The sequence below is a fragment of the Delftia sp. Cs1-4 genome (assembly GCF_000214395.1).
Classification (GTDB): domain Bacteria; phylum Pseudomonadota; class Gammaproteobacteria; order Burkholderiales; family Burkholderiaceae_C; genus Comamonas; species Comamonas acidovorans.
The window spans coordinates 3,208,985-3,231,458 of sequence record NC_015563.1 but is presented as its reverse complement, the minus strand read 5'-3'; the positions used below and the strand labels follow the sequence as shown (position 1 = coordinate 3,231,458).

Here is a 22,474-nt window from a genome sequence, read left to right as displayed (position 1 = left end):
TCATTCAGCGGTGATGCCGAGTTCGCGGATCACCTTGCCCAGGCGCTCGTAGTCGGCAGCGTTGACATCGGCCAGCACCTGCGGCGACCCGCCCACGGGCACGGCACCGAAGGTGGCCATCTTTGCCGCCACCTCCGGCATCCTGAGGATCTCGTTGAGATGGGTGTTCAAGGTCTGCACCACGGCGGCCGGCGTGCCCTTGGGCGCGAAGAAGCCATTCCAGGCACCCGCGGCGATGTCCCTGTAGCCCAGTTCCGCCAGCGAAGACACATCGGGCAGCAGGGGCGAACGCTTCGGGTCGGTCACGGCCAGCGCGCGCAGCTTGCCCGCCTGGATGTACTGGGCCACCGGCCCCAGCGTGACGTAGGCCAGTCCTACATGGCCCGCTGCCACATCGTTGACGGCCGGTGCCACGCCGCGATAGGGCACATGCTGAATGCTCACTCCGGCAGCGCGGTTCAGCCACTCGGCACCTATGTGCATGGGCGAGCCTGCGCCGGGACTGGCGTAGCTGAGCGTCTTGCCGGCCTTGGCCGCAGCCACCATGTCGGCCACGCTTTTGAATCCCGTGGAGGGATGGGCCACGAGCAACACGGCCTGGCTGGCGGTCTGCACCACGGGGGTGAAACCTTTCAAGGGGTCATAGGTCGCGGCAGGAGGGAGCCTCATCACCATGGGGGCGATGGTGAAGGGGTTGGGCGTGAACAGCAGCGTGTAGCCATCGGGCACGGCCCGCGCAACCAGGTTGTTGCCCACGGTGCCGCCCGCCCCGGGCCGGTTGTCCACCACCACGGGCTGGCGCAGACGCAACGTGAGCTTTTCGGCGAACAGGCGCGCCATGGCGTCCGTGTCACCACCTGCGGGATAGGCGACCACCACGGTGATCGGCCTGGCGGGGTAGTCCTGTGCAAATGCCGGACCACAGACAGCGGTGGCAAAAGCCAATGCTGCAATGGTCAGGCCTTGCCGACGATGGGGTGTCATCACTGGCTCCTTTGAAAGCGCGGACATGCATCGGTCAAATACGGGCATGGCAGCTGGGGCTGGCTATGGGATGAATTCATACGATTCACCTATGAAACATTGATCCTCAAAAGAATCAATGACGATTTTCTCCAGTAAGTTGATGAATCAACTTACTGAAAACACCGATTGACCTCTATTGATTTCTCTAAAGAAATTCCACAAGACAAACGTCAGGCAGCCTGTGAAACAATTGATGGGAACATGTCCATCCCACCTTCTCCTCTCCCTGTGCCCAGCACGCCCGCAGGCAATCCCTGGACCCACCTTGACGAGGCAGGCAGCAGCCTGACCGTCGATGCCTTTCTGACCACGCTGATGAGCCAGGTGGGCAATGCGCTGCGGCGCACCATCACCGTGCCCTATGCCGATACGGCGGGCTTGACGGTTTCGGAGTGGCGGCTGTTGGCCCTTGTCGCGCATGCAGGCGAGTTGCCGTTCAGCGCGCTGGTGGTGCAATCCACTTCGGACAAGGCCCTGGTGAGCCGAGCGCTGCGGCTGCTCGAGGAACGCGGCCTTGTGGCCCTGCTGGCGCAAGGCTCCACTCCACGCAAGAAGATCCTGTGCTCCATCACGCCTGCGGGCCGGCAGTTGCATGACGAGGTAATGCCCGTGGCCCGACAACACCAGGCCGCTGCTCTGCTGGCGCTGACGCAGGAGGAACGGGAGGTGATGTATCGGGCCTTGCTCAAACTGCGCGGTTATTGCCAAGGCAGCCAAGCCGACCCAGCGACCGAAGGCGGCCCCGCTACGGCAGACGGCGAAGCCTGAATTCAGCCCACTTCAGGCCGGTTCTGCAGCAACACCTCAGCGCGCGCCAGATCGTCCAGCGTATCGATGTCGGTGAGCACACCAGCATCGTCCACATCGACCTGAACCACATGTCCGGCTTCGCGCAGCGCCTTCAGCACAGGCGCCCCGCCCTTCTCTCCGCTCAACGCCATGAGCGCCGCGCCGCATGCGGCGCCGAAACCCACGGGATGTCCACGCTCGCCTTGATGGACAGGCTGGGCGGCTCGGGCCCCTGCATGCAATGCATCGGCCACTTTCAGCAAGGTCTGTGGACTCACCAGCGGCAGGTCGGCCGGCAAGACCAGCCAGCCTGGCGCATCGGCTGTGGCACGCACGGCCGCAGACAGCGAATCGCCCATTCCGGGGTGGCCCGCATCTTCCAGATGCCAGGGCAGGCCGCTGGCGCGGACGGCGGCCAGTGTGTGTTCCAGCACGGAGCTGCCGCCCAGCGGCGCGGCGAGCTTGTGCATGGTGCCGCCCGACGCGCGGAAACGCTCGCCACGGCCCGAGGCGAGGATGATCACGCAGGGGCGGCCTTTGAAGTCTCTGAGCATGCGCAACTCTAGCGCAGCAAATGGGAGGTCGGGCGCAGGCACAATGCTGGCCATGAGCAGCATTTCCACCTCGATCGCCGATCTGCGCAAAAGCTACGAGCGCGCGGAACTGAGCGAATCGGCCTCCCTGGCCGATCCGCTGCAGCAGTTTGACCAATGGCTGCAGGAAGCCCTGAGCGCCCAGGTGCCCGAGCCCAATGCCATGACGCTGGCCACCGTGGGCGGCGACCTGCGGCCCAGCACGCGCATCGTGCTCATCAAGGGCTATGACGAGCGCGGCCTGGTCTGGTACACCAACTACGACAGCCGCAAGGGCCAGCAACTGGCGGGCAATCCGTTTGCAGCGCTGCAGTTCCACTGGGTGGAGCTGGAGCGCGTGGTGCGCATCGAGGGCCGCGTGGAAAAGGTCAGCGATGCCGAAAGCGACGCCTACTTCAACAGCCGCCCGCTGGACTCGCGCATCGGTGCCTGGGCCAGTCCGCAAAGCCAGGTCATCAGTGGCCGCAGCGTACTGGTGGCCAATGCGGCCAAGTACGGCGCGCAATTCCTGCTGAACCCGCCACGCCCGCCGCACTGGGGCGGATTCAGGCTGGTGCCTGAGCGCTGGGAATTCTGGCAAGGCCGCAAGAGCCGCCTGCATGACCGCCTGTGCTACCAGCTGGAATCTGGAACCTGGCTGCGCCAGCGCTTGGCGCCCTGATCCCCCGGATTGCCGGCGCTGCTCCTGCTGAAACCCGTCAGCCCAGCAGACGCTGGGCCAGCCACAGCATCAGCGGCACGGTAAGCAAAGCCAGCGCCGTGGACACCGCAATGCTGGCGGACACCTCCTCCTGCATCACGCCATAGCGCTGCGTGAACAGGAACACGTTGGCCCCCACGGGCAATGCAGCCGCCGTGAACATCACGGCCACTGGCAGGCCGCCCAGACCGAAGGCCCAGGCCAGCGCAAGCACCAGCAGCGGATGCACCAGGTTCTTGACCAGCGCGATGCCCACGGCCTCGCGCAGGTTCTGCCCCACCTTGGTATAGGCCAGGGTCACCCCCACCAGCAGCAGCGCCATGGGGCCCAGCGCCTGGCCCAAGACCTGCAGGGAGCGATCCACCACGCCAGGAAGAGCCAGACCGGTCTGTGCGAACAGCAGGCCGGCGAGTATGGGCAGCGGCACAGGATGGACGATGCCGTTGCGCACCGCCTGCAGCACCGTGCGCCACATGGGGCGAGGTGCGCTTTGGCCGCAGCGCTGGCGCTCGTGGGCCTCGGCCAGCTCGAACACGATGGTGGCTGCGGTCAGCAGGATCAGCGCATGCAGCGAGACCAGGGTGAACAACGTGACAAGCCCTTCCTCCCCGTAGACCAGCCCCACCAGCGGCACGCCGATCATGACGGTATTGCTGAACATATTGGCCAGCCCCCGCGCGGCCGAACGCGTGGAAAAACCGCCCAGGACCATGGACACCCCGAAGATCAGCGCAGTCGCCAGGAAATACAGCGCCACGGGCTGAAAGTCCAGCTCCTGCACCCGCACCGCGCCCATGGTGCGGAACAGCAGCGCCGGCGTGAGCACCAGGAAAACGAGGTTGGACAAATCCTTGATGGCGGCGGCCCGCACCCAGCCCAGGCGGGCGGCGAGAAAACCTGCGCCAATGCAAAGAATGACGGGGATGAGGGAGGCAAAGACGGGAGAGTTCACTGAAGCGGGATCGGGAAGCTGCGCCTGCGCAGGCTGGCGGCGCGCGCAGATTATGCGCCGCAGGCCAGGCCCTGCCTCATTCAGGCTTCTTCCAGGGCCTCGAAGGCCTGGGCCAGATGGTCGATCAGCAGCCGCACGGCGGGCAATTGCCCGCGCCGGGATGCGTACACCACATGGATCAGCTCCCGACGCGGCTCCCAGCCGGGCAGGACGACCAGGCACTGCGCCCTTTCGGCCAGCACACGCAGCATGGTCATTGTTCTTTATTCAGGACGATGAAGGCAAATTTTGCTATCTACCGCATTCATCGTTCAAATCCTAAGATTCTCCCATGTGCAAAAAGTGGCTGGCGCTAACGCTGCGGCAGCCACGATTCCCAAGGAGAAGCAAATGCTCAAGAAGATGCTCGGCGTCTACAGCGCTCCCCGTGCCCATTGGGTGGGCGACGGCTTTCCCGTGCGCTCGCTGTTCAGCTATGGCAACCATGGTGCGGCTCTGAGCCCCTTTCTGCTGCTGGACCACGCAGGCCCCGCCAGCTTCGAGCCGGCTGCCCAGCCTCGCGGAGTGGGCGTGCATCCGCACCGCGGCTTCGAGACCGTGACCATCGTCTATGAGGGCGAAGTCGAGCACCGGGACTCGACCGGCGCTGGCGGGCTGATCGGCCCTGGCGACGTGCAGTGGATGACGGCTGGCGCGGGCATCCTGCATGAGGAATTCCATTCCCATGCGTTCACCGAACGCGGCGGGCGGCTGGAGATGGTGCAGCTGTGGGTGAACCTGCCCGCCAGGGACAAGTCGGCTGCGCCTGGCTACCAGACCCTGGTGGATGGACAGATCCCGTCCGTGGAACTGCCAGGCGGCTCGGGCCGGGTGCGGGTGATTGCCGGAGCCTTTGGGAACAGCCTGGGGCCGGCGCGCACCTTCACGCCCATCAATGTCTGGGACCTGCGCCTGAAAGCCGGCCGCACCACCGAGCTGCGCGCCAAGCCCGGACATACGCTGGCCCTGGTCGTGCTGCATGGCACGGTGCTGGTCAACGACGGCGAGGTTGTTCGCGAAGGCCAGCTGGTGCACTTCGATCGCGAGGCTGATCTGGTGCGCCTGGAGGCCAACAACGACGCCACCATGCTGTGGCTGGAGGGCGAGCCCATTGCAGAGCCCGTGGTGGGCCACGGCCCGTTCGTGATGAACAGCGAGGCCGAGATCCGCGAGGCCATTGCCGACTTCAACGCCGGCCGATTCGGGCGCATGGCGGCTTGACCGCTGCGGCCCCTGTCCTGAAGACAGGGGCCGCCTTCTGCCCTCCCCTTGCTTCCCCTGGACCAGCGCTTGCGATCACCAGCGCGCAGATCCAGCGCGGGTGCTTGAAAGTGCCCAATACACGTCTAGAGACGTGCCAAGGACTCGAATCCAGGCCGAACGGCCCTTTTTCTGGCGACTTGTCGCCACTGGTGTTCATCAGTCGATAACAAGGTTGCCGCTTGACTTCATGTAAGTTACATTGAATAACTCCATTGGTTGACTCGTTTTGTTCTCAACGCCCATGACTTCATCACCCTCTCAGACACCCGCTGCCGGCAAGCCGCCGTCCACTGTCCCCGACGGGCTGGCCCTGTTCCGGCATTGGCTGGAAACCGAGGGCGCCAAGGGCTGGGATGCCCTGGACACGGCGCCCGACAGCGGCTACGAAAAGGTATGGCGTGCCTGGCTGCGCAGCCTGGGCGATGCCGGCATGTCAGCCAAAGAAGGTCCCCCCTCCCCGGCCCCGCCGAAAGGCAAAGTCAAGGCGAAGGCCCGCGCCTGGCAACAGGCCACCGCCGTTGATGTCCAGAATTTCCTGCGCCCGCGCGAAGGCCAGTTGTCGGGCCACCAGCCCGGCCGCCGCATCAGCGAGGTCACGCGCAGGCGCTACTGGCGATTGCTGGAACGCATTTACGACCATGCGCTGGACCACGGATGGGTCGGCGCCAATCCCGCCGCAGGGCTGGCGCCGCAGGAACGCCCACCTGCCGAAGACGGCCAGGGCCATTGCCTTCCCGCGCCGCTGTGGAATGCCCTGCCCCGCCACATACCGATGGCCGACGGCTTTCAGTCGGCGCGCGACCGCGCCATCTTGCTGCTGCTGTACGAACTGGCGCTGGCGCCCGAGGAGGTGCGCGGCCTGTGCTGGCGCGATGTGCAATGCGCCGGACCAGGCAATGGCCTTCCCTGTCAATTGCATATCGATGGCGCACGCGCCGCGCAGCAGCGCACGCTGGATCTATCGGAAACGGTGGTGAAGGCGCTGCAGGACTGGAAAGGTTTCAGCGCCGGCCAGCGCGGGCCGGAGGCCGTTCAACCCGATGCCACGGTCTTTTATTCGCGTGAAGGGCAGCCGCTGTCGGTGCGCGTGCTGTTCCATGTGGCTTCACAGCTGATACAGCGCGCCCATGCCGCGCAGCCTGCCTCGTCGCAGCAGGCGCCGCTGCACCGCGTCGGCCCGCAGGTGCTGCGCAACACGGCCATCGTGCAGTGGCTGCGCGCGGGCCGTGCCGAGACCGAAGTCGTGCAGTGGATAGGCGTTGACAGCGCGCGCGCCCTGCGCCATCTGCAGCATTACCTGTAGCAGACGGCGCGGGGAGCGCAGCGGGCAACCCGCCTTAGAACGACACCTTGACGCCCACGGTGATATTGCGCCCCATCAGCGGCGCAGCGTTCTTGATGAACGAGGTGTGGGCGAAGGCCAGGCGGTTGGTCAGGTTGTTGCCCTTGATGAAGAACTGCCAGGGCATGCCACCCGAGGTGCGCAGCGTGTAGCTGGCAGAGACGTTGAGCATGCCGTAGCCGTCCGTCTCGGTCTCATAGGCCGTGACGCGGTTCTGGCGCAGCACCTGCACCCATTCGGCCTGGGCATCCCAGCCCTTGTAGAAGGTGTCCACGCGCAGGCCCACGCGCGCCGCGGGGATGCGCGGCAAGGCGGAGCCGTCTTCCAGCCGCGCACGCACGGCGTCACCGAACAGGGTCACGCCCCACTGGCGCGACAGCTTCTGGCGCACCTGACCCTCCACGCCGGTGAAGCGCGCATCGGCCTGGGTGTACTGCAGCAGTTGCAGGCCGTCATGCTCATCCAGCGTGGCGCCGTAGATGTAGCCCTTGACGCGATGGTGGAAGGCATTGACGCTGAACGTGGTGTCGCCTGCCGTCTTGCGCAGGCCGATGTCCAGCGCCTGCGAGCGTTCGCGCTTGAGGTCGGCATTGCCGCGCTCGTAGGTGGAAGTCGCCATGTGCAGGCCGTTGGCGTACAGCTCCTCGGCCGTGGGCAGGCGGTTGCCCTGCGTCAGCGAAGCCGAGAGGCTGTAGCCCGGGGTGAACTTCCACACCGAGCCCAGCGAGAACGATGTGCCGCTGTGGCTGCGCGAGATGCCGCTTTGCTGGGCGTCCACGGTCTGGCGCTCGTGGCGCAGCGCAGCCTGCCAGCGCCAGTCCTGCCAGCGGTATTCCTCCAGCAAGTAGATGCTGTTGCGGCGGGTTTCGGTGGGTTGCACATAGGCCTCCTCACCCTCGGCACTGAATTTGCGCTGCACGGTCTGCAGGCCAATGACGCCGCGCCAGCCGGCGATGGGCTCCAGCTCTGCCTCCACGCGCAGGTCATGGGCGCGGTTCTTGAACGTGGTCGAGACCTGGCCGCCCTCGATCTCGTCATGGCGATAGTCGGTCCAGCCACCGCGCACGCGCAGCGCCGCGATGCCAGCCGTCGGATTGCGCCATTCGCCGCGCAGATCCCAGCGCTCGCTGTTGAGATCGACCACCGGCACGCTGCCATGGTCGTGATCGTGTTCGTCGCCGCCATGGTCATGCCCGTCCTCGTCGCCGTGGTCATGGCCGCCGCAGTGCAGATGGTCGCCATGGGTGTGGCAGCCCTCGAAGCTGTGGTTGTGGCCTGGCAGGCCATAGCGTGCGGTCTGGCGCGTGTAGGCCAGGCCCAGGTAGCCTTGCGTGCCGATCCAGGACAGACCCAGGCTGCCCGTGTCCGTGCGGTTGAAGCTGCCGCCCACGCGCCCCTGGGACTGGCCGTTGGGCGCCCAGCCGCTGCCCACGCGGTAGTCGCCGGCATCGCGCGCCATGCCCTCGGCGTGGATGGCCAGCTGGCCGGCGCCGCCCGTCAGCGAGAAAGCGCCCGCCGTCTCGCCAGCGCCGGTGCTGCCGCGCAACTGGGCCGAGCCCGTGATGCCATTCTTGGGAATGGACGTGGGAATCTTGTCGTCCAGAATGTTGACCACGCCGCCCATGGCACCGCCGCCGCCGTAGATCAACGCCGAGGGGCCGCGCAGCACCTCGATCTGCGTGGCGAGCATGGGCTCGCTGGCCACGGCATGGTCAGGGCTGATAGTGGAGGCATCGTGCAGCTCGGAGCCATCGCTGAGGATTTGCACGCGCGGGCCGTCCATGCCGCGGATGATGGGCCGGCTTGCGCCTGCGCCGAAATGGCTGGCGTGGATGCCGGGCTCGCCGTCCAGCGTCTCGCCCAGCGTGGCGGCCTGGCGCAGCGTGAGCACGTCGCCTTCCAGCACCGTGGCCGGCGTGGACATGTCGGCCGAGGTCAGGCCCAGGCCGCTGGCCTTGACCGTCACCTCATTGAGCACGGGGGCATCACTGCGCGGCGCGCCCGCCTCGGCGGCAGCTGCGGCTGCGGGTCCTGCTGCGGGCATGGGGTCGGCAGGCTCTGCCGCCATGGCCAGGCCGCCGGTCGCCGGGCCCAGCACGCCTGCCAGCAGCAGTTGCTGCAGCAGCGGGCGCAGTTTCGTCCTCTCCCCCTGCGCCCTGGCGTCCTGGTGGTATTGCTTTGTTGTCACTCTCATCACTGGTCTTCCCGGCAGCGGCCGGCCACGTCCCTGCGGGGCGTGGAAATCCGGGCACTGCAAAAAATGGCGTCGGAAGCGGACGGCCACGGCGCGCCCTGCAGGCGCATGCAGCCATCCGATCGGATATGCATTCAAGGAACTGCCGCACCTGGGCGCGGCGCCTTGTTGCGATCAATGCAGCAAGGCGCGGCCAAACGGCTGTGCAGGGCAGGCGCATGCAGCGCCAGTCCCGGAGATTCAAGCCGCCAGGTAGACAGTGATGGGATGCGGGGGACCCCGCGCATCGAAGAAGGCCGCCAGCATGCGGCCATCGCGCACGACGACCGGCTGGACGGGTTCGGCCTGCTCGCCCCAGAAAGGCGGCAGCACCACGGCGGATGGCGGCCCCGCCATGCCTTCGTGCAACTGGTCCAGCAGTTGGCAATCCGCCGGGCCGTGGCCCGAGAACAGCGCATGGACCCAATCGACGGGTGCATTGCAGGAAGTGGCAAACTCCTCCACCGGGCCATGGAGCGTGGCTGCAGCCAGGCCACCCGCGTGTACCACGCGGTGCATCTGGCCCAGCAACGGCGCCAGGGCAATGGACCAGACCAGCAGCCAGGCCACGAGCCAGGCTCGACCCGGCACGGCGCCGCGCAACGCAAGCCTTGAGGCCTGCGCTGGCAAGTGACGTTCCGGGGGTTGCAAGGGCATGGAGGGATCAGGGGCTGGATGGGCAGCGCAGAGTGTATGCGCCAATTTGCGGGGCAGGTTTCACCATCCCGTCACAAAGACTGGCGATTGCTCACGGCGCCACACGGCGGGCAGGACCGCACTCAATGCGCATGGCGCATGCCGCAGAACTTGCCCAGCGCCAGGCCCTTGCAATCGGCCTGCAGTTGCTTTTGGCATTGTTCGTGATCACGGCCGGCTGCCAGGCACTGCGCGGCGGCTTCGTGGGCCTTGGCCATGGCGCGATGGCGTTCCATGTCGGCCCGGGCATGGGCATCGAGCGGCGCCGAGGCGCCCTGTGCCTTGGCGTCCGGCTGGGCTTTCGCGTGGTCGTGGTCATGTGCCTGGGCTGCTGCGGCCAGGAAGACAGCGGCCAGGATCAAGGAAACGGGGCGCAACGGTGCAAGGGTCATGCGAAATCCTGAAGAGCTATGCAAGAGAAGAAAGGGGCTAGGGCGATCGCCTCAGGCGGAAGGGGCATTTCGGGATGGCCCTGCACTGCTGCAGTCCTGGCACAGCCCTGTCACCGCCACATCGATTGCCCGGCCCTGCAGGCCGCTGGCGGCCAGCGCTTGGTGCAGCTGCAGCAAAGCGGCCTGCAGCGGCTCGCCGCCCCCACCGCCCTCGCCGCCCAGCCGAAAAGCGCTGTGGCAATCCGCGCATTCGAAATGCGCAGCGGCATCGGCCTGCCTGGCCGCGCCCGGCACGGACCGGCCGTAGCGGGCCACGCGGGCAGCATCCACGCTGCGGCGCAACACACCGGCTGCCGCCAGGCGGTCCAGCAGCCGGTAGACGGTGACGCGGTTGACCTGCACGCCCTGGGCGTGCAGGGCCGCTTCCACATCGGCTTCGCTCAGGAGTGCGTCGGCCCGCGACTCCCACATCGCCAGCACGGCCCGCGTGGCACGCGTCGAACGCATGCCGGCAGGTATGGGCAGGGAAGTGGGGATCGGCAAGGACATGGGTGATCAAAGGTCAGGCCGCTGAACACGGCAGGGCAGCCAGGCGGCATTATCGCAACCGGGTTGCATTATGCCTGCGAATCACAACCGCTTACATCACGCGCCGCCACCCGCTCACGGCTTGACCCAGCGCGCAAAGGCGCCCCGGAACTTCTGCACCTTGGGCCCCACCACAAAGGCGCAGTAGCCCTGGTTGGGATGGTTGAGAAAGTAGTCCTGGTGATAGTCCTCTGCCGGCCAGTAGCTGGCCAGGGGCTGCACCTCGGTGACGATGGGCGCGTCGTAGGCACCGGCCTGGGTGAGTTCGGAGATCAGCGTGCGCGCCACTTCGGCCTGTTGCTCATTCGTGGTGTAGATGCCGCTGCGGTACTGCGTGCCCACGTCGTTGCCCTGGCGGTTGAGCGTGGTCGGGTCGTGCGTGCCGAAGAACACGGTCAGCAGGTCGCGCAGCGGGATCACGGCAGGATCGAACTGCACGCGGATGACCTCGGAATGGCCGGTCTCGCCGGTGCAGATGTCTTCGTAGCTGGGATCGTCCAGATCGCCATTGGCGTAGCCGCTTTGCACGTCGCTCACGCCGCGCACGCGGTCGAAAACGGCTTCAGTGCACCAGAAGCAGCCACCGCCCAGGGTGATGGTTTCAATCATACTTTTCCCTTTTAAATCAATGAGTTAAGGATGCCTGGAAATTTCACTACACAGCCTCTAGAATGTCACTACTGCACCAAATTTCACCACAGATTTCACTATGGCTACTACCCTACCCAGAGGCATCCAGCTAGTCCGCAAGCCCACAACTATCTACTACAGAGTGAAGGTTAGTCGTAAAGATTTCAAGTGCGACAAGTATTTTAAAGATATTAATGAAGCCAAAGCATTTCTTGCACTAACCAAAGCAAAAAAGGGACAAGAACTTATCTACTCTGTTGAGTCTGAAAAGAAAGAAATTTCCTTAGATAACAACAACTATCAATTTGGCTATTTTGTAGATTTGTATGCACAAGACTACATCAAAGAGCCAACCACCGAACTTCAAAGAAGAAACAGAAATAACAAGTTATCTTTTTTGAAAACAATAAAGAACACAAGCATTCTTGATAGAAATATAACACTTGAGAAGAAATTAGAGCTTGCTTTAGACCCCGATGAGCCAGTCTACAAATTTCTCAAAGGCTTTGATGTTAGAGAGATTAAAGCTATTGACATAAACAACTACATCAAGACAAGACTAAGAACCATCAAGCCTATTTCTGTCAGTAGGGAAATAACTTTTATTTCCAATGTGTACAGAAAACTTCAATACTTCAATGAGGGTTTAGCCGACCTATCCAATCCAACAAAAAACTATGACAAAGAACTACTTGGGCACTACACCATCACAAAAAGAGAAGTTATCTTGTCGCAGCAACAAGAGGAACTTATTTATAGCAAGCTGATTGAAAAAAATAACAAGGATTTGTACAACATAACAAGACTTTCATTGCTAACAGCAATGAGAAGAAGTGAAATTGTTTACCTGACACAAGAACAAGTTAAGAGCACATACATACAGCTCACACACACTAAGAGCAACAAACCTAGAAAAGTCTATCTAACAAAAGATGCCAGGGACTTCATAGCTACCCTAAAACCAAATGCGGAAAATGGGCGGTTCTTTTCTTATTCAATAGGTGGATTTGAAAAAATGTGGACCGACTTCCTCAAGTCTGTAGAGCTACACAAAAAGATAAGATTTCATGACTTAAGAAGAACCAACATTTCAAGATTGCTTTCAAAAATAGGCCAAGGAAATTCAGTTCTTGCAACTGAAATCTTGGGCTTGCAATCAGTACGAAAATTTGAAGAGCTACATAGTTCAATAGTTGCCCCTGAAGAAATGACAACACAACAACAAGCAATAAAGTCCATAGGGCATGCTTCAGGGCAACAAACAAAACACTACTTCAATATCGCAGAAGAAAGTTAAAAAAGTCCTGGACAGCATAAAAGAACAACAATAAAATAGAGTCTTCTTAAACAGCCAAAACGAGGGCTTTAAAATGTTTGCCAACCAAAGTTTTTTGACTTCTGCACAAATCAAAGCCCAAATGGAGGCACTGCAAGCACAGCTTGCACAGGCAGAAGAGATTGAAAAATCTAGCAAGAAAATTATTGAAGAAATCAAGAAGAGCAAGATTGACCCCAAGGCTCTCACTGCTCTGCTTGTTGCAGAAAAGCTTATTATTCTTCCTGCGGGAAGCCAATCCACAGATAAAGAACTAATCTTTACTACTGCTGTCACGACAAAAGAAGGTCGGCAAAGTACCTTTAAAGTCTGGAAAGACCGCGAAGTTTGGAAGCTCACTGCTGATGCTCTCAAATACTGGCAGTCAGTTAAGCAGCTTGGCAAAGATAGTTTTGTTGAGAAGTCTACTGCGGAGGGCAAGGCTTGGTTTGAGACAGAAGCCGGTAAAACTTGGCTTGCCAAGGCTTTTGCTTAAACAGCACACCCCACACAAGCACTCTACGGAGTGCTTTTTTTTCGTCTAAATCATTTTTGCTTAATTTAGCTTTTTCTTAAAGAACATCTTTTCGCACAGCGACACAAGAAAAATCAAAGAATTTATATGATGTTTTTTCTATACACCTTTTTATACACTACTCAAAAAACAGTAAAACCCGCATGGATAAAGGCTTTCCGAACGATTGAGAAAATTCTTATACACTAATCCATACACCCCACTACTTTTTTTATACACTATTCAAGAAACCTTGAAATCGTTTATCCATGCGGGTTTCAAAGGGGTTGACAAATTTTCTATACACTACTTTCGTGCATTGTTGATATTAAGAGTGACAGATGTATTCTAGAATAAATATCTATTAGATTTAGACTAGTATTGTCGTAGACAACTGTATTCTTTGTATTAAGAATAAAAAAAAGGAGGCGGCGCGAAAAAATGCAATTTGCTCTTGATTTTTTATTATTTCACTGTACAGTTATATAACAACAACAGAAAATCAATGAATAATATAAACAACAAGACAGTGAGAGATAGATTTGTAGCAATCAGTCATTTAACAATAACAGCCTTAGCTAAGTTAAATTGTTTAGCTAGCTACACACTGTATTTTTATCTATCTAGCAAACAAACCTTCAAAAACGGACTTGTCGGAGTTTTTGAAGAATTAACAATTTATGATGTTTCAAAATACTTGAGCGAAGCACTGAACAAGAACATTGACACTACAACAGCAAAATACTATCTAAACAAGCTTGAGAAAAACAATCTAATCAAGACTCACAATAAAAAACCTCTTCTAATTCTTTTGGTTCAAGCGGAGTTTGCTGAAAACCTAAAGACATTAGAAGAGGTTTTTTCTTATGTACAGAACAATGAAGCAGAGTTTCATTTCAATGTACATAGAAGACGAGCAAACGAGTTTTACAGCACTTTCAACATACAGCCACTAGCTACCCCCTCCCCTACTCCATCAGGAGCCAAGGAGCAGGCTCTAGACGAGCTCATAAAGAGTAGACCTACCCGAGCACAACCCACAGCCGTTGAGCTCAGCCAGGCTCAGGCATGGCGGGCTGAAATTGATGAGCTAGACCCGTTTGCTGACTCGCCAGAATTTGACCCTTTTGCTCAACACATCAAGAAAAATAAAGAGATAGTGGAAAGATACGAACAACAACAAAGAAAGATTGAGATATGAAAGATTTATCAAAACAAGATGAGACTAATTTAGCAAAAAAACAGTTCAAAGAAGTCAAAGAAAAGATATTTAACTTGCTAAGTTTTCAAAAAGATAACAGTGAAGAATTAGAGTTTTTAAACAAAACTACAATATTATTTGTCAACAATCAACATGCAAATTATGCTGCTTACGCAGATTTTGACTACAAGTATTTTGACTTTAGAAACGAAGATTACATACATGCTATTGTCTACAACATAGCAAGTACAACAGACAATACCAATCTTTTTATTCACGAGCTAGCTCATTTAATATGCATTCAATACAACATATTAAATGAGAATCAGTCCGGCCACCACTGTTTAGAATTTGCAATAATAAATTATTGCATTCAATGGAAAGCAATTTACCAAAAGATTAATATACATAAAAGTTTTTTCAGGTCATCTGACATAAAAGACGATAAATCTTTCCCTACACTATGTGTAAATGTTTGTCAATTTGACAGCTTTATAAAAAATATTGAATGGCAGACACTTTCAGAATTAGTTAGAGAAAGCAAAAGGCTAGCAAAACTTATAAGACAAAAATCAATTAAATAAAGGAAATAAAATGAATTTAGAGAACTTAGAGCAACACGAATTAGAAGAATTTCAAAAACAAATAGACGATAAGAAAAATCCTCATTTTCTTTTCTTAATGGCACTTAAAATCATAGAGGAGCCTGAAAATTTAGATGATTACTTTGAAGTCTATGAGCATCACTTTATCATCAAAGCATTTGATGAAAATAAAGATTATCTAAAATCTCTTGATCTTGAAAATGTCAATGCAAATACTTTTAATTCAATTATAAATCTTGATATCGAAACGGAAAAAATAGGGAGAAGAAAAAAATCTATAGAAAATAAATTAGAAATAAAACACGATAAACTTGAAAAGAAGATAAAGATTTGATATAACTGTATAACTGTACAAGAAAAAAGGAGAAAGAAATGAAGAAAATAGATAGGAAGTTTATAGAGTCATCATCGTTTAGACTTGATTTGCCAACCGCAATCTACAACGAAATAAAAGAGATTGCTGACAAAGAAAACAAATCAAGAACTTACACAATGATTGAAGCTCTGCAAGAATTTATTGAGAAAAAAGGAGAAACAAATGAATGAAGATATACAAGATATTTTAGAACTAGCTTGCTATTCCGTACTGATAATTTTTGTCGGTTTGGCAGAAACAGGAATTCACACGATAGCAAATTTTTTATAAAGGAACAAAAAATGAACGAGACAAAAAAAGAAAAAAGACAATACGATTTTAGTCCAAAAGCAGAAGCAGAACTAAAACTTGCCGGTTTTTTCTTCTTCAGCATGTTTGCCGGCATGATACTAGCTCTGATTTATCTGATTTTTAGGGGGTAACAATGAAAACAGAGCAAGAAAAACTATACGAAGAATTAAAGAAAATTCTCAAAGATGACAAGATAAATCATCACAACTTCAATCAAGAATACACAAGAATTACAAAACAACTAGAAAAAGAAAAGGGAAAATATGAAATTACAAGAACTACAAACAAGACTAACTGAAAAGAAAATCAATGCAACTTACTCAAAAATTAGCAATGAGTTCGTCAATCAAGAAAGAGTTTATCTAAATATCAACAAGCAATTTTTAGTTTACTTTATTCAATTTGATGACAAGCCTTTTCTAAAAGTCTACATTCAACGAGCTAAAGATTTTGATTTCAAGAACATCAAACAAAGTGAACTTGAGACAGAACGATGCAAAAAAGCGAAGCTACAATTTTTAAATGCCATCAGATTTCTTGAGGCAGGAATTCAAAATTTAGAGCAATATGAAACTTGGAATGATGTACAACTCTCGCCCAAATCTGAAGGCATCAAGATTGAAGTCAACATATAAACGAAGTAAATTGATAATAAAAAAGGGCTACAGAAATGTAGCCCTTTTCTTTTTTGCCTCTTGAAATTTTTATCTTTCTCAATTTACCCCCGTAAAAGTAACACTACTTTTTGACCCCCTAGAAAATACCGTATTCCACTCCAAGGGACAAGACAGAATACTTTTACACCTGTCGCAACCCCTGACGGGCTTGCATAGGGCTCTGCCCCTCTCTGAAAACCAGGGTTTTTCTATGGAATACGAGAAGAATACAAAACAACTCTAAGACGGCTTTAGTATTCCACTCAAAGCCTTATGAAATAAGGCTTGCAAGAGATTTTGAAAGTATTCCGACGAAGACTTGATTTTTAGTATTTTTAGAATACTATAAATAAGCAACAAAGGAATACATATGCAAAATAAAAACAAGATAAAAATATCAGCCGGATTAAATTACTTTCTTCACAAGAAAGCTCAAGAATTTGTCAAAGAGAAAAATATTTCTCTCACATATTTAGTGGAAACTTCGCTTGAACTTTTCTTTGAAGAGCAAAAGAAAATTGAAAGCAACAAGAAATTTGAAGACAACTTTGCAACCCTTGCAGAAATTCTTTTGGAGATAAATCAAAAAATAGACGAGTTAAAAAATGATAACTAAAAGAAAAATACTCTATGCTCGTTCAAGAAAAACAGATTATCAAATCTCAAACGAAGACTACAGAACTTATCTTGACCAACATGTTTTCTTCTTCATCTTAGGTTTTTGCTTCTCCACTTTTTTATTTTTTCTATTTTTCAAAGCACAAGGCTACGAGTTCAAAGAAGCTCTGAAAATCAAAGACAAGCTAACTTTTTACATCATTGTCTCAACAATCATTGCAAGCTATCCAGCAGTCAAGTTTGTCAAGCCATTTCAACGACTCAAGATAAAAGACTTGAACAGCCCGCGACTTGTCTACGACGAAACAGCTTTAGAGCAGTTCAACAGCTACGAGCCCGCTCCCAAGGCTTTACAGCTCACTGACCTGGTACAGCTATCCAAGAGGGCCGCCGAGGTGGCCACTCTCATCACTGGAGAACAAGGCTCAGGCAAGACAGTGACTCTTGACCGCTACCACGAAGCCAGTATTCAGGCCGGCAGCTACTCAATTGTTCACGACCCCAAGGGCGACTACACAGACAAATATCTTTCAGTCGGGGAAAAGATTGCAGTGATTGCCCCATGGCTTGAACAAACAAAAGCCATAGATTTTGGGGGCATGATTTTCAACAAAGATAAGAACAAGCAAGATGCAATTCTTGACTTGTTTATTTTATCTTTTCACGGGACAAAACCTGACGGCGACAGTTATTGGTATGAAACATCATATGCAGTGATTAAAGCTATTTGCTTAAAACTCTGCAAAGAAAAAGAAAAAGATTGGCAAGAAATAGATATTTGTCAAGAATTTTACGCAAAGCAAACAGCCGAAGACTTCCACAATCTCAAAGAATTTTACGCACCACTAGGAAACTTAATTTCCAAAGATGGAAATAACATGGTTGATGGAATTATTGGCTCTTGTGTTCCAACCATCATAAAATGGCAGTCAATTGCAAATTTCTGGCACGACGAAAAAAGCAGGCTGAATGTAAAAGACTTCATCTACAGAAGAGCAAAATACAAGCATATCATCATAAGAAACGATGCAACTTATGAAAGCATTGCAAGCTCTGTAGTTGCTTGCTTTGTCAATGTTGCAACAGCATTTCTATTAGATAGTGAATACTTGAATTTTTCAAAGAAATTGAAGAATAAAGAATTCAGATTTCTTCTTGATGAATTCAATGCCTTTGCAAAATTCTTGGATATACCAAAATTTAACGGGTTAAACGACCTGGGCCGACAGGCCGGAATTAGGCTAGTTATTTGCTTACAGAGAAGAACTCAAGCACTTCACTTTACAAAAAACAAAGATTTAGCAAACGATTTTCTTTCTACGTTTCCCAACTTAGTAATATGCAGAATGGCTACAGACGATGTAAAAGACTATGAAAATATTCTAGGCTCTTACAAAATCATTGAAACTTCACAATCTGCAAATTTTAACAAGGATGGTCAAAGCTCATCAGAGAGAACTCAAGAAAGAGACGTAAAAAATGATCCGCTCATTCTAAAGAATATTTTAGGCCCCGATAAAACAGGTGTTTTTGTCTGCATCAAGACTGTGCAAAATCCCATTTTTGCAGTAGTTAAAATTCCATTCAAAGATTTTGGCAAAGAAATCATTGAGCAAAGACAAGCTCAATGCAAAGCGAACAACAAGAAATTTATAACAAATACTTTCAAGCAAAAGAATAAAGAAAGCAAAGAGATCGTTATGAATACTGCAAGCAAAAATGTTGAACAAACCCAATCTTTTCAAGGAAAAGATGGAATTCAATTCTCTGTAGATTTTGAAGAAAATCTAACTACGAAGTCAGAACAGCCATCGGCTGAAAGCTCTTCTTCTAAAGAAGAAACCGACGAGATAGCAAAAATCGGCTTAGAGGCTCTTGTGAGCCTCGCTGACCCAAGCCATGCCGTTGGCTTGCTGAACACGGCTGTAGAGGTTCTAGAGGCTATAGAGCCACCCACAAAGAATACTAACACTCTGACAACTGAGGAAAAATTAAAAAAACTAAAAGGGAGAAAATAAATGTTAAGAATAAAACAATCAAAAAATAGTAGCTACTATACCAATGAGTACGGCGAAAAAGAAAACTATTACGACAAAGAAAGCAAAGGTTTTTGGCTCGGCTCTGCTAAAGAATTTTTAGGTCTAAAAGATGAACTTACGATAGACGAATACAATAAGCTATTTAAAGGCCAATCACCGGATGGCAAAAATCTTACTTATCAAACTGGCAAGCACAGAACTTATGATTTAACTTTATCTTGCAATAAAGATTTATCAATATTAAAAGCAGCCTACCCCCAACTGGCAGAAACAATAGACAAAATTACTCTCAATGCTGTCAAAGAAACTTTGCAAGAAGCTCAAAAGTTCATTGCAGTTAGAGAAACAAAAAACGGGGTAACAACAAAGAATTTTGAGACAAATTCAGTGTTTGGAACTTTCCATCACTCTACAAGTAGAGAGCTAGACCCGCAAGAGCACTATCACAATCTCTTGATGCCTGTGAGCTTCAACAGCAAGGGTAAAGCTTATGCAAATGATGTGAGCAAGCTATTTAAAAATCAGAAATATCTAGGGAATATTTTTCAAAAGTCTATTGCTAGAGAGCTAGAAAAACAGCTAGGACTTAAGACCGTTTTCAATGAAAAAGGCTTATCTAGAATTATCGGTATCAACAAAGAAGAAAGAGACTATTTTTCAAAAAGAAAAGAACAGATTGAAAAATTAGCAGGAGACAATGCAAGCTATAGAGATAAAGACTTAGCAAGTCTTGCAAGTCGTCAAACTAAAAAAGACTACGATTTATCTAAGCTTCAACAAAATTGGAACAAAGAACTACAAGAAAAATTCGGCTTCAATGAAGAGAGATTGAATTCAATGAGAAATGCTAGTATAGAAACAAAAATAGCCGATAAGTCTTTCAACAAATCAGCTACTTTGAACAACAGAACAACTAGACAAATTTCAATATTTAAGAATATTGCAAAATTGTCAAAAGTCAAGCCCCGAGGAATTTCATCAAAATCTGTAGCAAGCTTTTCAGGCTCAACAAGGGAACAGCTTCACAATAGTTGTGTACAACTACAAGCAAGTTTAGGCAGTCTTCAAGCTCAACTTTCTTCAATGAAACAAGACGATCCGAACAGACTTCAAGTTTTTAGTCAGTTTTTATCTTTGGGCTTTCAACTTCAAGAACTACAACAACAACTAGCAGAGCTTCAAAGAAAAGAGTTGGAAAAAACTATTGAGAAAAACAAAGAAAGTGAAAAAACAAAAGGTAGAGAAAGAACTAGATTTGATAGAAGTTCAAAAGACCACTAACCCCCCAGCCCCCTCTACACGAGGGGGAGAGGACCCCGTGTTTATCAAGAAGAAGAAGGAAGGCAGGACAGCCGTTACCGCTTCGCTACATGGGGCAAGCCCCATACCCAAATTGCACTACAAATTAGGTGACATTTGCACTACTGTGATTTTTCTTGTTTATTTTCAACAAGTTACATAGCTAGATTGCTACTGTGCACCAGAAACAGCCGCCGCCCAGATAAATGGTTTCAGTCGCCATATGCGCCTTTTCTGTGAAGAAATCGAAAAAATGACCACACGCAATGCATGCGGGCCGTCGCTCCTACAGGTTAGCCCATGCACAAGCCAGGTGACGACGAACGGTTCTGCGGTTACGATAACTAACCCATCAGTCATTAATTTTCCGTGACCGACTCCCCCGCCTCTTCACCCGCCCCCGCCGAGCCTTCCGGAAAGCGCAGCCGCCGCAAGCAGGAGCGTCCCGGCGAGTTGCTGGAAGCGGCACTCGACCTCTTCGTGGAAAAGGGCTACGCCGCCACCCGCGTCGAAGAAGTCGCCGCCCGCGCCGGGGTCTCCAAGGGCACGCTGTTTCTCTATTTCGCGAGCAAGCAGGAGCTTTTCAAGGCCGTGGTGCGCCACAGCATCGCGGGCCGCTTCGGCGAGTGGAGCGAAGAGCTCGACAACTACTGCGCGCCTTCAACCGATCTGCTGCGCTACTGCTTCAAGTCCTGGTGGGAACGCATCGGCAGCACCAAGGCGTCGGGCATCACCAAGCTCATGCTCAGCGAGGCGGGCAATTTTCCCGAGCTGTCTCAGTTCTACCACCAGGAAGTGGTTCTTCCAGGCCATGAGCTGATCCGGCGCATCCTGCAGCGCGGCGTCGAGCGCGGCGAGTTCCGGCCCATGGATCTGGACCTGTCCGTGCACTGCGTGGTCGCCCCGATGATGTTTCTGATGATCTGGAAGCATTCGCTGGGCGGCTGCCTGCCCCATGGTGACTTCGATCCCGAGCAGTTTCTGGAATCCCAGATCGACTACCTGCTGCATGGCATGTGCCAGCCCCTTGCAGCCACCACACCACCCTCCTCCCCGCCCACACCATGAAGCGTCGCACCGGCTGGCTGATCGGCCTGGCCTTATTGATCGCCATCGGCGCCAGCGTATGGCGCGCCGCATCCACCCGGCACAGCAAGCAAAGCGCCATCGCCGCAGCTACCCAGCCGCGCGAGATGCCGGTGCGCGTGGGTCCGCAGGAGGTGGTGCCGCTGCAGCCGCGCCAGCTGCAATTGACCGTGCCCGTCAGCGGCGTGGTGCAGGCCGTGCGCAGCGCCGTGGTCAAGGCCTATGTGGCCGGCGAGCTGCGCGGCCTGCAGGTGCGCGAGGGCGACAGCGTGCGCAAGGGCCAGGAACTGGCCCGCGTGGACGCCACCGAGGTCGAGGCCCGCTGGCGCCAGGCCCGCCAGCAGGCCGACGCGGCCCAGGCGCAGCTGCAGCTATCCCAGCGCCAGCACGACAACAACCAGGCCCTGGTCACGCAAGGCTTCATTTCGACCACGGCGCTGGCCACCTCCCAATCCAACCTCGACGCCGCACGCGCCAACCTGGCCGCCGCCCAGGCCGCCGCCGATGTGGCCCGCAAGAGCGTGACCGACAGCGTGCTGCGCAGTCCCATGGACGGCCAGGTTTCACAGCGCCTGGTGCAGGACGGCGAGCGCGTGGGCGTGGAAACGCGGGTGCTGGAAATCGTCGATCCGTCCGACCTCGAAGTCGTGGCCCAGCTGGCGCCCGCCGATTCGGTGCGCGTGCAGGTCGGCCAGCAAGCCCAGTTGCAGGTTCAGGGCGCGGGCGACGATGTGGCCGCCGTGCCCGCTCGCGTGGTGCGCATCAACCCCAGCGCCCAGGCAGGTTCGCGCAGCGTGGCCGTCTATCTGCGTGTGCAGGCTGCACCGGTCAACGCAGGCGCCGCCGGCAGATCCATCCCCATCGTGCGCCCGGGCCTGTACCTGCAGGGCAGCATCGTCACGGGGCAGACCGAACAGCTGGCCGTGCCCCTGACCGCCGTGCGCACCGACCAGCCCCAGCCCTATGTCCAGTTGCTGCAGCCTGCGGGTGAGTCCGAAGCGGACAAGAGCCTGCTGCGCGTGCAGCATCGCCCGGTCACGCTGGGCAGCCAGAGCGCGCAGGATGGCGCCACCTGGATCGCCGTATCCACCGGCCTGCAGGCCGGTGACAGGGTACTGGCCGGTAGCGTGGGCGGCCTGCGCGCGGGCACGGCCGTGCAGTTGCAACCGTTGCAACCGTTGCAACAGGTGCAGCAACCCCAGGCTGCGCCAGCCCCGGGAGCCCGCTGACC

At 53.9% G+C, this 22,474-nt stretch carries 26 protein-coding genes and 1 pseudogene; 18 read left to right on the top strand and 9 right to left on the bottom strand.

Annotated elements, in window-relative coordinates; translation table 11 throughout:
- Positions 1-984, bottom strand: coding sequence for a tripartite tricarboxylate transporter substrate binding protein (locus tag DELCS14_RS14305; RefSeq protein ID WP_013802267.1), 984 nt, complete (start codon positions 982-984; stop codon positions 1-3).
- A gap of 243 nt (positions 985-1,227) precedes the next feature.
- Here DELCS14_RS14305 and DELCS14_RS14300 point away from each other — a divergent pair, with 243 nt between their 5' ends.
- Positions 1,228-1,794 (top strand): MarR family winged helix-turn-helix transcriptional regulator, encoded by a 567-nt coding sequence (locus tag DELCS14_RS14300; RefSeq protein WP_013802266.1) that lies wholly within the window; start codon positions 1,228-1,230, stop codon positions 1,792-1,794.
- A gap of 2 nt (positions 1,795-1,796) precedes the next feature.
- Here DELCS14_RS14300 and DELCS14_RS14295 read toward each other — a convergent pair whose 3' ends face one another.
- On the bottom strand, positions 1,797-2,369 hold the full coding sequence (locus DELCS14_RS14295) for a nucleotidyltransferase family protein (protein WP_013802265.1): 573 nt from the start codon (positions 2,367-2,369) through the stop codon (positions 1,797-1,799).
- Positions 2,370-2,421: 52 nt separating this feature from the next.
- Between DELCS14_RS14295 and pdxH the strand changes: the two genes are divergently transcribed.
- Complete coding sequence (gene pdxH / locus DELCS14_RS14290) at positions 2,422-3,069, top strand: pyridoxamine 5'-phosphate oxidase (RefSeq protein WP_043796748.1); 648 nt, start codon at positions 2,422-2,424, stop codon at positions 3,067-3,069.
- A 37-nt stretch (positions 3,070-3,106) separates the two neighbouring features.
- Here the strand turns inward: pdxH and DELCS14_RS14285 are convergent, their stop codons facing one another.
- Both DELCS14_RS14285 and DELCS14_RS30555 read right to left on the bottom strand, forming a co-directional pair.
- Complete coding sequence (locus DELCS14_RS14285) at positions 3,107-4,060, bottom strand: AEC family transporter (protein ID WP_013802263.1); 954 nt, start codon at positions 4,058-4,060, stop codon at positions 3,107-3,109.
- Positions 4,061-4,140: 80 nt separating this feature from the next.
- A pseudogene (locus tag DELCS14_RS30555) lies at positions 4,141-4,272 on the bottom strand (LysR family transcriptional regulator); the annotation flags it as partial.
- Between the two features lie 178 nt (positions 4,273-4,450).
- On the opposite strand from DELCS14_RS30555, the gene DELCS14_RS14280 reads away from it, so the two are divergent.
- Entirely contained in the window at positions 4,451-5,320 is an 870-nt protein-coding gene (locus tag DELCS14_RS14280) for a pirin family protein (RefSeq protein WP_013802262.1), read from the top strand.
- A 283-nt stretch (positions 5,321-5,603) separates the two neighbouring features.
- On the top strand, positions 5,604-6,665 hold the full coding sequence (locus DELCS14_RS14275) for a tyrosine-type recombinase/integrase (RefSeq protein ID WP_013802261.1): 1,062 nt from the start codon (positions 5,604-5,606) through the stop codon (positions 6,663-6,665).
- Positions 6,666-6,699: 34 nt separating this feature from the next.
- Here the strand turns inward: DELCS14_RS14275 and DELCS14_RS14270 are convergent, their stop codons facing one another.
- From DELCS14_RS14270 to msrA, 5 genes are all read right to left on the bottom strand, one after another.
- On the bottom strand, positions 6,700-8,898 hold the full coding sequence (locus DELCS14_RS14270) for a TonB-dependent receptor (RefSeq protein WP_013802260.1): 2,199 nt from the start codon (positions 8,896-8,898) through the stop codon (positions 6,700-6,702).
- 240 nt (positions 8,899-9,138) lie between these two features.
- Entirely contained in the window at positions 9,139-9,594 is a 456-nt protein-coding gene (locus tag DELCS14_RS14265) for a hypothetical protein (RefSeq protein ID WP_013802259.1), read from the bottom strand.
- A 122-nt stretch (positions 9,595-9,716) separates the two neighbouring features.
- A complete protein-coding gene (locus DELCS14_RS14260; protein ID WP_013802258.1) occupies positions 9,717-10,025 on the bottom strand; it encodes a hypothetical protein in 309 nt (102 codons plus the stop codon).
- Between the two features lie 51 nt (positions 10,026-10,076).
- Entirely contained in the window at positions 10,077-10,532 is a 456-nt protein-coding gene (locus tag DELCS14_RS14255; protein WP_043796124.1) for a transcriptional repressor, read from the bottom strand.
- A gap of 156 nt (positions 10,533-10,688) precedes the next feature.
- Positions 10,689-11,222: a peptide-methionine (S)-S-oxide reductase MsrA gene (gene msrA, locus DELCS14_RS14250; protein WP_013802256.1), complete on the bottom strand. Its 534-nt coding sequence runs from the start codon at positions 11,220-11,222 to the stop codon at positions 10,689-10,691.
- A gap of 100 nt (positions 11,223-11,322) precedes the next feature.
- On the opposite strand from msrA, the gene DELCS14_RS29920 reads away from it, so the two are divergent.
- From DELCS14_RS29920 to DELCS14_RS14235, 14 genes are all read left to right on the top strand, one after another.
- Positions 11,323-12,540: a site-specific integrase gene (locus tag DELCS14_RS29920; RefSeq protein WP_013802255.1), complete on the top strand. Its 1,218-nt coding sequence runs from the start codon at positions 11,323-11,325 to the stop codon at positions 12,538-12,540.
- A 73-nt stretch (positions 12,541-12,613) separates the two neighbouring features.
- Positions 12,614-13,054 carry a hypothetical protein gene (locus DELCS14_RS30550; protein ID WP_013802254.1) on the top strand — a complete coding sequence of 147 codons (441 nt, stop codon included), beginning with the start codon at positions 12,614-12,616 and terminating at the stop codon, positions 13,052-13,054.
- A 523-nt stretch (positions 13,055-13,577) separates the two neighbouring features.
- The gene (locus DELCS14_RS30545; RefSeq protein ID WP_013802253.1) at positions 13,578-14,273 is read left to right on the top strand and encodes a hypothetical protein; all 696 of its coding nucleotides are present in this window, start codon (positions 13,578-13,580) and stop codon (positions 14,271-14,273) included.
- Positions 14,270-14,857 (top strand): hypothetical protein, encoded by a 588-nt coding sequence (locus tag DELCS14_RS30540; protein ID WP_157158268.1) that lies wholly within the window; start codon positions 14,270-14,272, stop codon positions 14,855-14,857. The genes DELCS14_RS30545 and DELCS14_RS30540 overlap by 4 nt, the downstream gene beginning before the upstream one ends.
- Positions 14,858-14,867: 10 nt before the next feature.
- Complete coding sequence (locus tag DELCS14_RS30535; protein ID WP_013802252.1) at positions 14,868-15,212, top strand: hypothetical protein; 345 nt, start codon at positions 14,868-14,870, stop codon at positions 15,210-15,212.
- A gap of 38 nt (positions 15,213-15,250) precedes the next feature.
- Complete coding sequence (locus tag DELCS14_RS30530; protein ID WP_013802251.1) at positions 15,251-15,424, top strand: hypothetical protein; 174 nt, start codon at positions 15,251-15,253, stop codon at positions 15,422-15,424.
- A 111-nt stretch (positions 15,425-15,535) separates the two neighbouring features.
- Positions 15,536-15,676 carry a hypothetical protein gene (locus DELCS14_RS30525; protein ID WP_013802250.1) on the top strand — a complete coding sequence of 47 codons (141 nt, stop codon included), beginning with the start codon at positions 15,536-15,538 and terminating at the stop codon, positions 15,674-15,676.
- Positions 15,677-15,678: 2 nt separating this feature from the next.
- Complete coding sequence (locus DELCS14_RS31000) at positions 15,679-15,843, top strand: hypothetical protein (RefSeq protein WP_013802249.1); 165 nt, start codon at positions 15,679-15,681, stop codon at positions 15,841-15,843.
- A complete protein-coding gene (locus tag DELCS14_RS30520; protein ID WP_013802248.1) occupies positions 15,809-16,180 on the top strand; it encodes a hypothetical protein in 372 nt (123 codons plus the stop codon). The genes DELCS14_RS31000 and DELCS14_RS30520 overlap by 35 nt, the downstream gene beginning before the upstream one ends.
- 391 nt (positions 16,181-16,571) lie before the next feature.
- Positions 16,572-16,817 carry a hypothetical protein gene (locus DELCS14_RS30515; RefSeq protein WP_013802247.1) on the top strand — a complete coding sequence of 82 codons (246 nt, stop codon included), beginning with the start codon at positions 16,572-16,574 and terminating at the stop codon, positions 16,815-16,817.
- Positions 16,807-18,837, top strand: coding sequence for a type IV secretion system DNA-binding domain-containing protein (locus tag DELCS14_RS29915; RefSeq protein ID WP_013802246.1), 2,031 nt, complete (start codon positions 16,807-16,809; stop codon positions 18,835-18,837). The genes DELCS14_RS30515 and DELCS14_RS29915 overlap by 11 nt, the downstream gene beginning before the upstream one ends.
- Positions 18,838-20,139 carry a MobF family relaxase gene (gene mobF / locus DELCS14_RS29910; RefSeq protein WP_013802245.1) on the top strand — a complete coding sequence of 434 codons (1,302 nt, stop codon included), beginning with the start codon at positions 18,838-18,840 and terminating at the stop codon, positions 20,137-20,139. It begins immediately after the preceding gene.
- Positions 20,140-20,526: 387 nt separating this feature from the next.
- A complete protein-coding gene (locus DELCS14_RS14240) occupies positions 20,527-21,225 on the top strand; it encodes a TetR/AcrR family transcriptional regulator (protein ID WP_013802244.1) in 699 nt (232 codons plus the stop codon).
- Positions 21,222-22,472 (top strand): efflux RND transporter periplasmic adaptor subunit, encoded by a 1,251-nt coding sequence (locus tag DELCS14_RS14235; protein WP_013802243.1) that lies wholly within the window; start codon positions 21,222-21,224, stop codon positions 22,470-22,472. Before DELCS14_RS14240 ends, DELCS14_RS14235 begins: the two co-directional genes overlap by 4 nt.
- Positions 22,473-22,474: the final 2 nt, after the last annotated feature.

What these genes read in the sequence shown, in the direction of transcription:
- DELCS14_RS14270 (WP_013802260.1), bottom strand. Translation starts at nt 8,898, where the DNA reads ATGAGAGTGACAACAAAGCAATACCACCAGGACGCCAGGGCGCAGGGG.
- DELCS14_RS14260 (WP_013802258.1), bottom strand. Translation starts at nt 10,025, where the DNA reads ATGACCCTTGCACCGTTGCGCCCCGTTTCCTTGATCCTGGCCGCTGTC.
- DELCS14_RS29915 (WP_013802246.1), top strand. Translation starts at nt 16,807, where the DNA reads ATGATAACTAAAAGAAAAATACTCTATGCTCGTTCAAGAAAAACAGAT.
- DELCS14_RS31000 (WP_013802249.1), top strand. Translation starts at nt 15,679, where the DNA reads ATGAAAACAGAGCAAGAAAAACTATACGAAGAATTAAAGAAAATTCTC.
- DELCS14_RS30545 (WP_013802253.1), top strand. Translation starts at nt 13,578, where the DNA reads ATGAATAATATAAACAACAAGACAGTGAGAGATAGATTTGTAGCAATC.
- DELCS14_RS30525 (WP_013802250.1), top strand. Translation starts at nt 15,536, where the DNA reads ATGAACGAGACAAAAAAAGAAAAAAGACAATACGATTTTAGTCCAAAA.
- DELCS14_RS30520 (WP_013802248.1), top strand. Translation starts at nt 15,809, where the DNA reads ATGAAATTACAAGAACTACAAACAAGACTAACTGAAAAGAAAATCAAT.
- mobF (WP_013802245.1), top strand. Translation starts at nt 18,838, where the DNA reads ATGTTAAGAATAAAACAATCAAAAAATAGTAGCTACTATACCAATGAG.
- DELCS14_RS14275 (WP_013802261.1), top strand. Translation starts at nt 5,604, where the DNA reads ATGACTTCATCACCCTCTCAGACACCCGCTGCCGGCAAGCCGCCGTCC.
- DELCS14_RS14300 (WP_013802266.1), top strand. Translation starts at nt 1,228, where the DNA reads ATGTCCATCCCACCTTCTCCTCTCCCTGTGCCCAGCACGCCCGCAGGC.
- DELCS14_RS30530 (WP_013802251.1), top strand. Translation starts at nt 15,251, where the DNA reads ATGAAGAAAATAGATAGGAAGTTTATAGAGTCATCATCGTTTAGACTT.
- DELCS14_RS14295 (WP_013802265.1), bottom strand. Translation starts at nt 2,369, where the DNA reads ATGCTCAGAGACTTCAAAGGCCGCCCCTGCGTGATCATCCTCGCCTCG.
- msrA (WP_013802256.1), bottom strand. Translation starts at nt 11,222, where the DNA reads ATGATTGAAACCATCACCCTGGGCGGTGGCTGCTTCTGGTGCACTGAA.
- DELCS14_RS14265 (WP_013802259.1), bottom strand. Translation starts at nt 9,594, where the DNA reads ATGCCCTTGCAACCCCCGGAACGTCACTTGCCAGCGCAGGCCTCAAGG.
- DELCS14_RS14235 (WP_013802243.1), top strand. Translation starts at nt 21,222, where the DNA reads ATGAAGCGTCGCACCGGCTGGCTGATCGGCCTGGCCTTATTGATCGCC.
- DELCS14_RS14305 (WP_013802267.1), bottom strand. Translation starts at nt 984, where the DNA reads ATGACACCCCATCGTCGGCAAGGCCTGACCATTGCAGCATTGGCTTTT.
- DELCS14_RS14255 (WP_043796124.1), bottom strand. Translation starts at nt 10,532, where the DNA reads ATGCGTTCGACGCGTGCCACGCGGGCCGTGCTGGCGATGTGGGAGTCG.
- DELCS14_RS30535 (WP_013802252.1), top strand. Translation starts at nt 14,868, where the DNA reads ATGAATTTAGAGAACTTAGAGCAACACGAATTAGAAGAATTTCAAAAA.
- DELCS14_RS14280 (WP_013802262.1), top strand. Translation starts at nt 4,451, where the DNA reads ATGCTCAAGAAGATGCTCGGCGTCTACAGCGCTCCCCGTGCCCATTGG.
- DELCS14_RS30515 (WP_013802247.1), top strand. Translation starts at nt 16,572, where the DNA reads ATGCAAAATAAAAACAAGATAAAAATATCAGCCGGATTAAATTACTTT.
- DELCS14_RS29920 (WP_013802255.1), top strand. Translation starts at nt 11,323, where the DNA reads ATGGCTACTACCCTACCCAGAGGCATCCAGCTAGTCCGCAAGCCCACA.
- DELCS14_RS30550 (WP_013802254.1), top strand. Translation starts at nt 12,614, where the DNA reads ATGTTTGCCAACCAAAGTTTTTTGACTTCTGCACAAATCAAAGCCCAA.
- pdxH (WP_043796748.1), top strand. Translation starts at nt 2,422, where the DNA reads ATGAGCAGCATTTCCACCTCGATCGCCGATCTGCGCAAAAGCTACGAG.
- DELCS14_RS30540 (WP_157158268.1), top strand. Translation starts at nt 14,270, where the DNA reads ATGAAAGATTTATCAAAACAAGATGAGACTAATTTAGCAAAAAAACAG.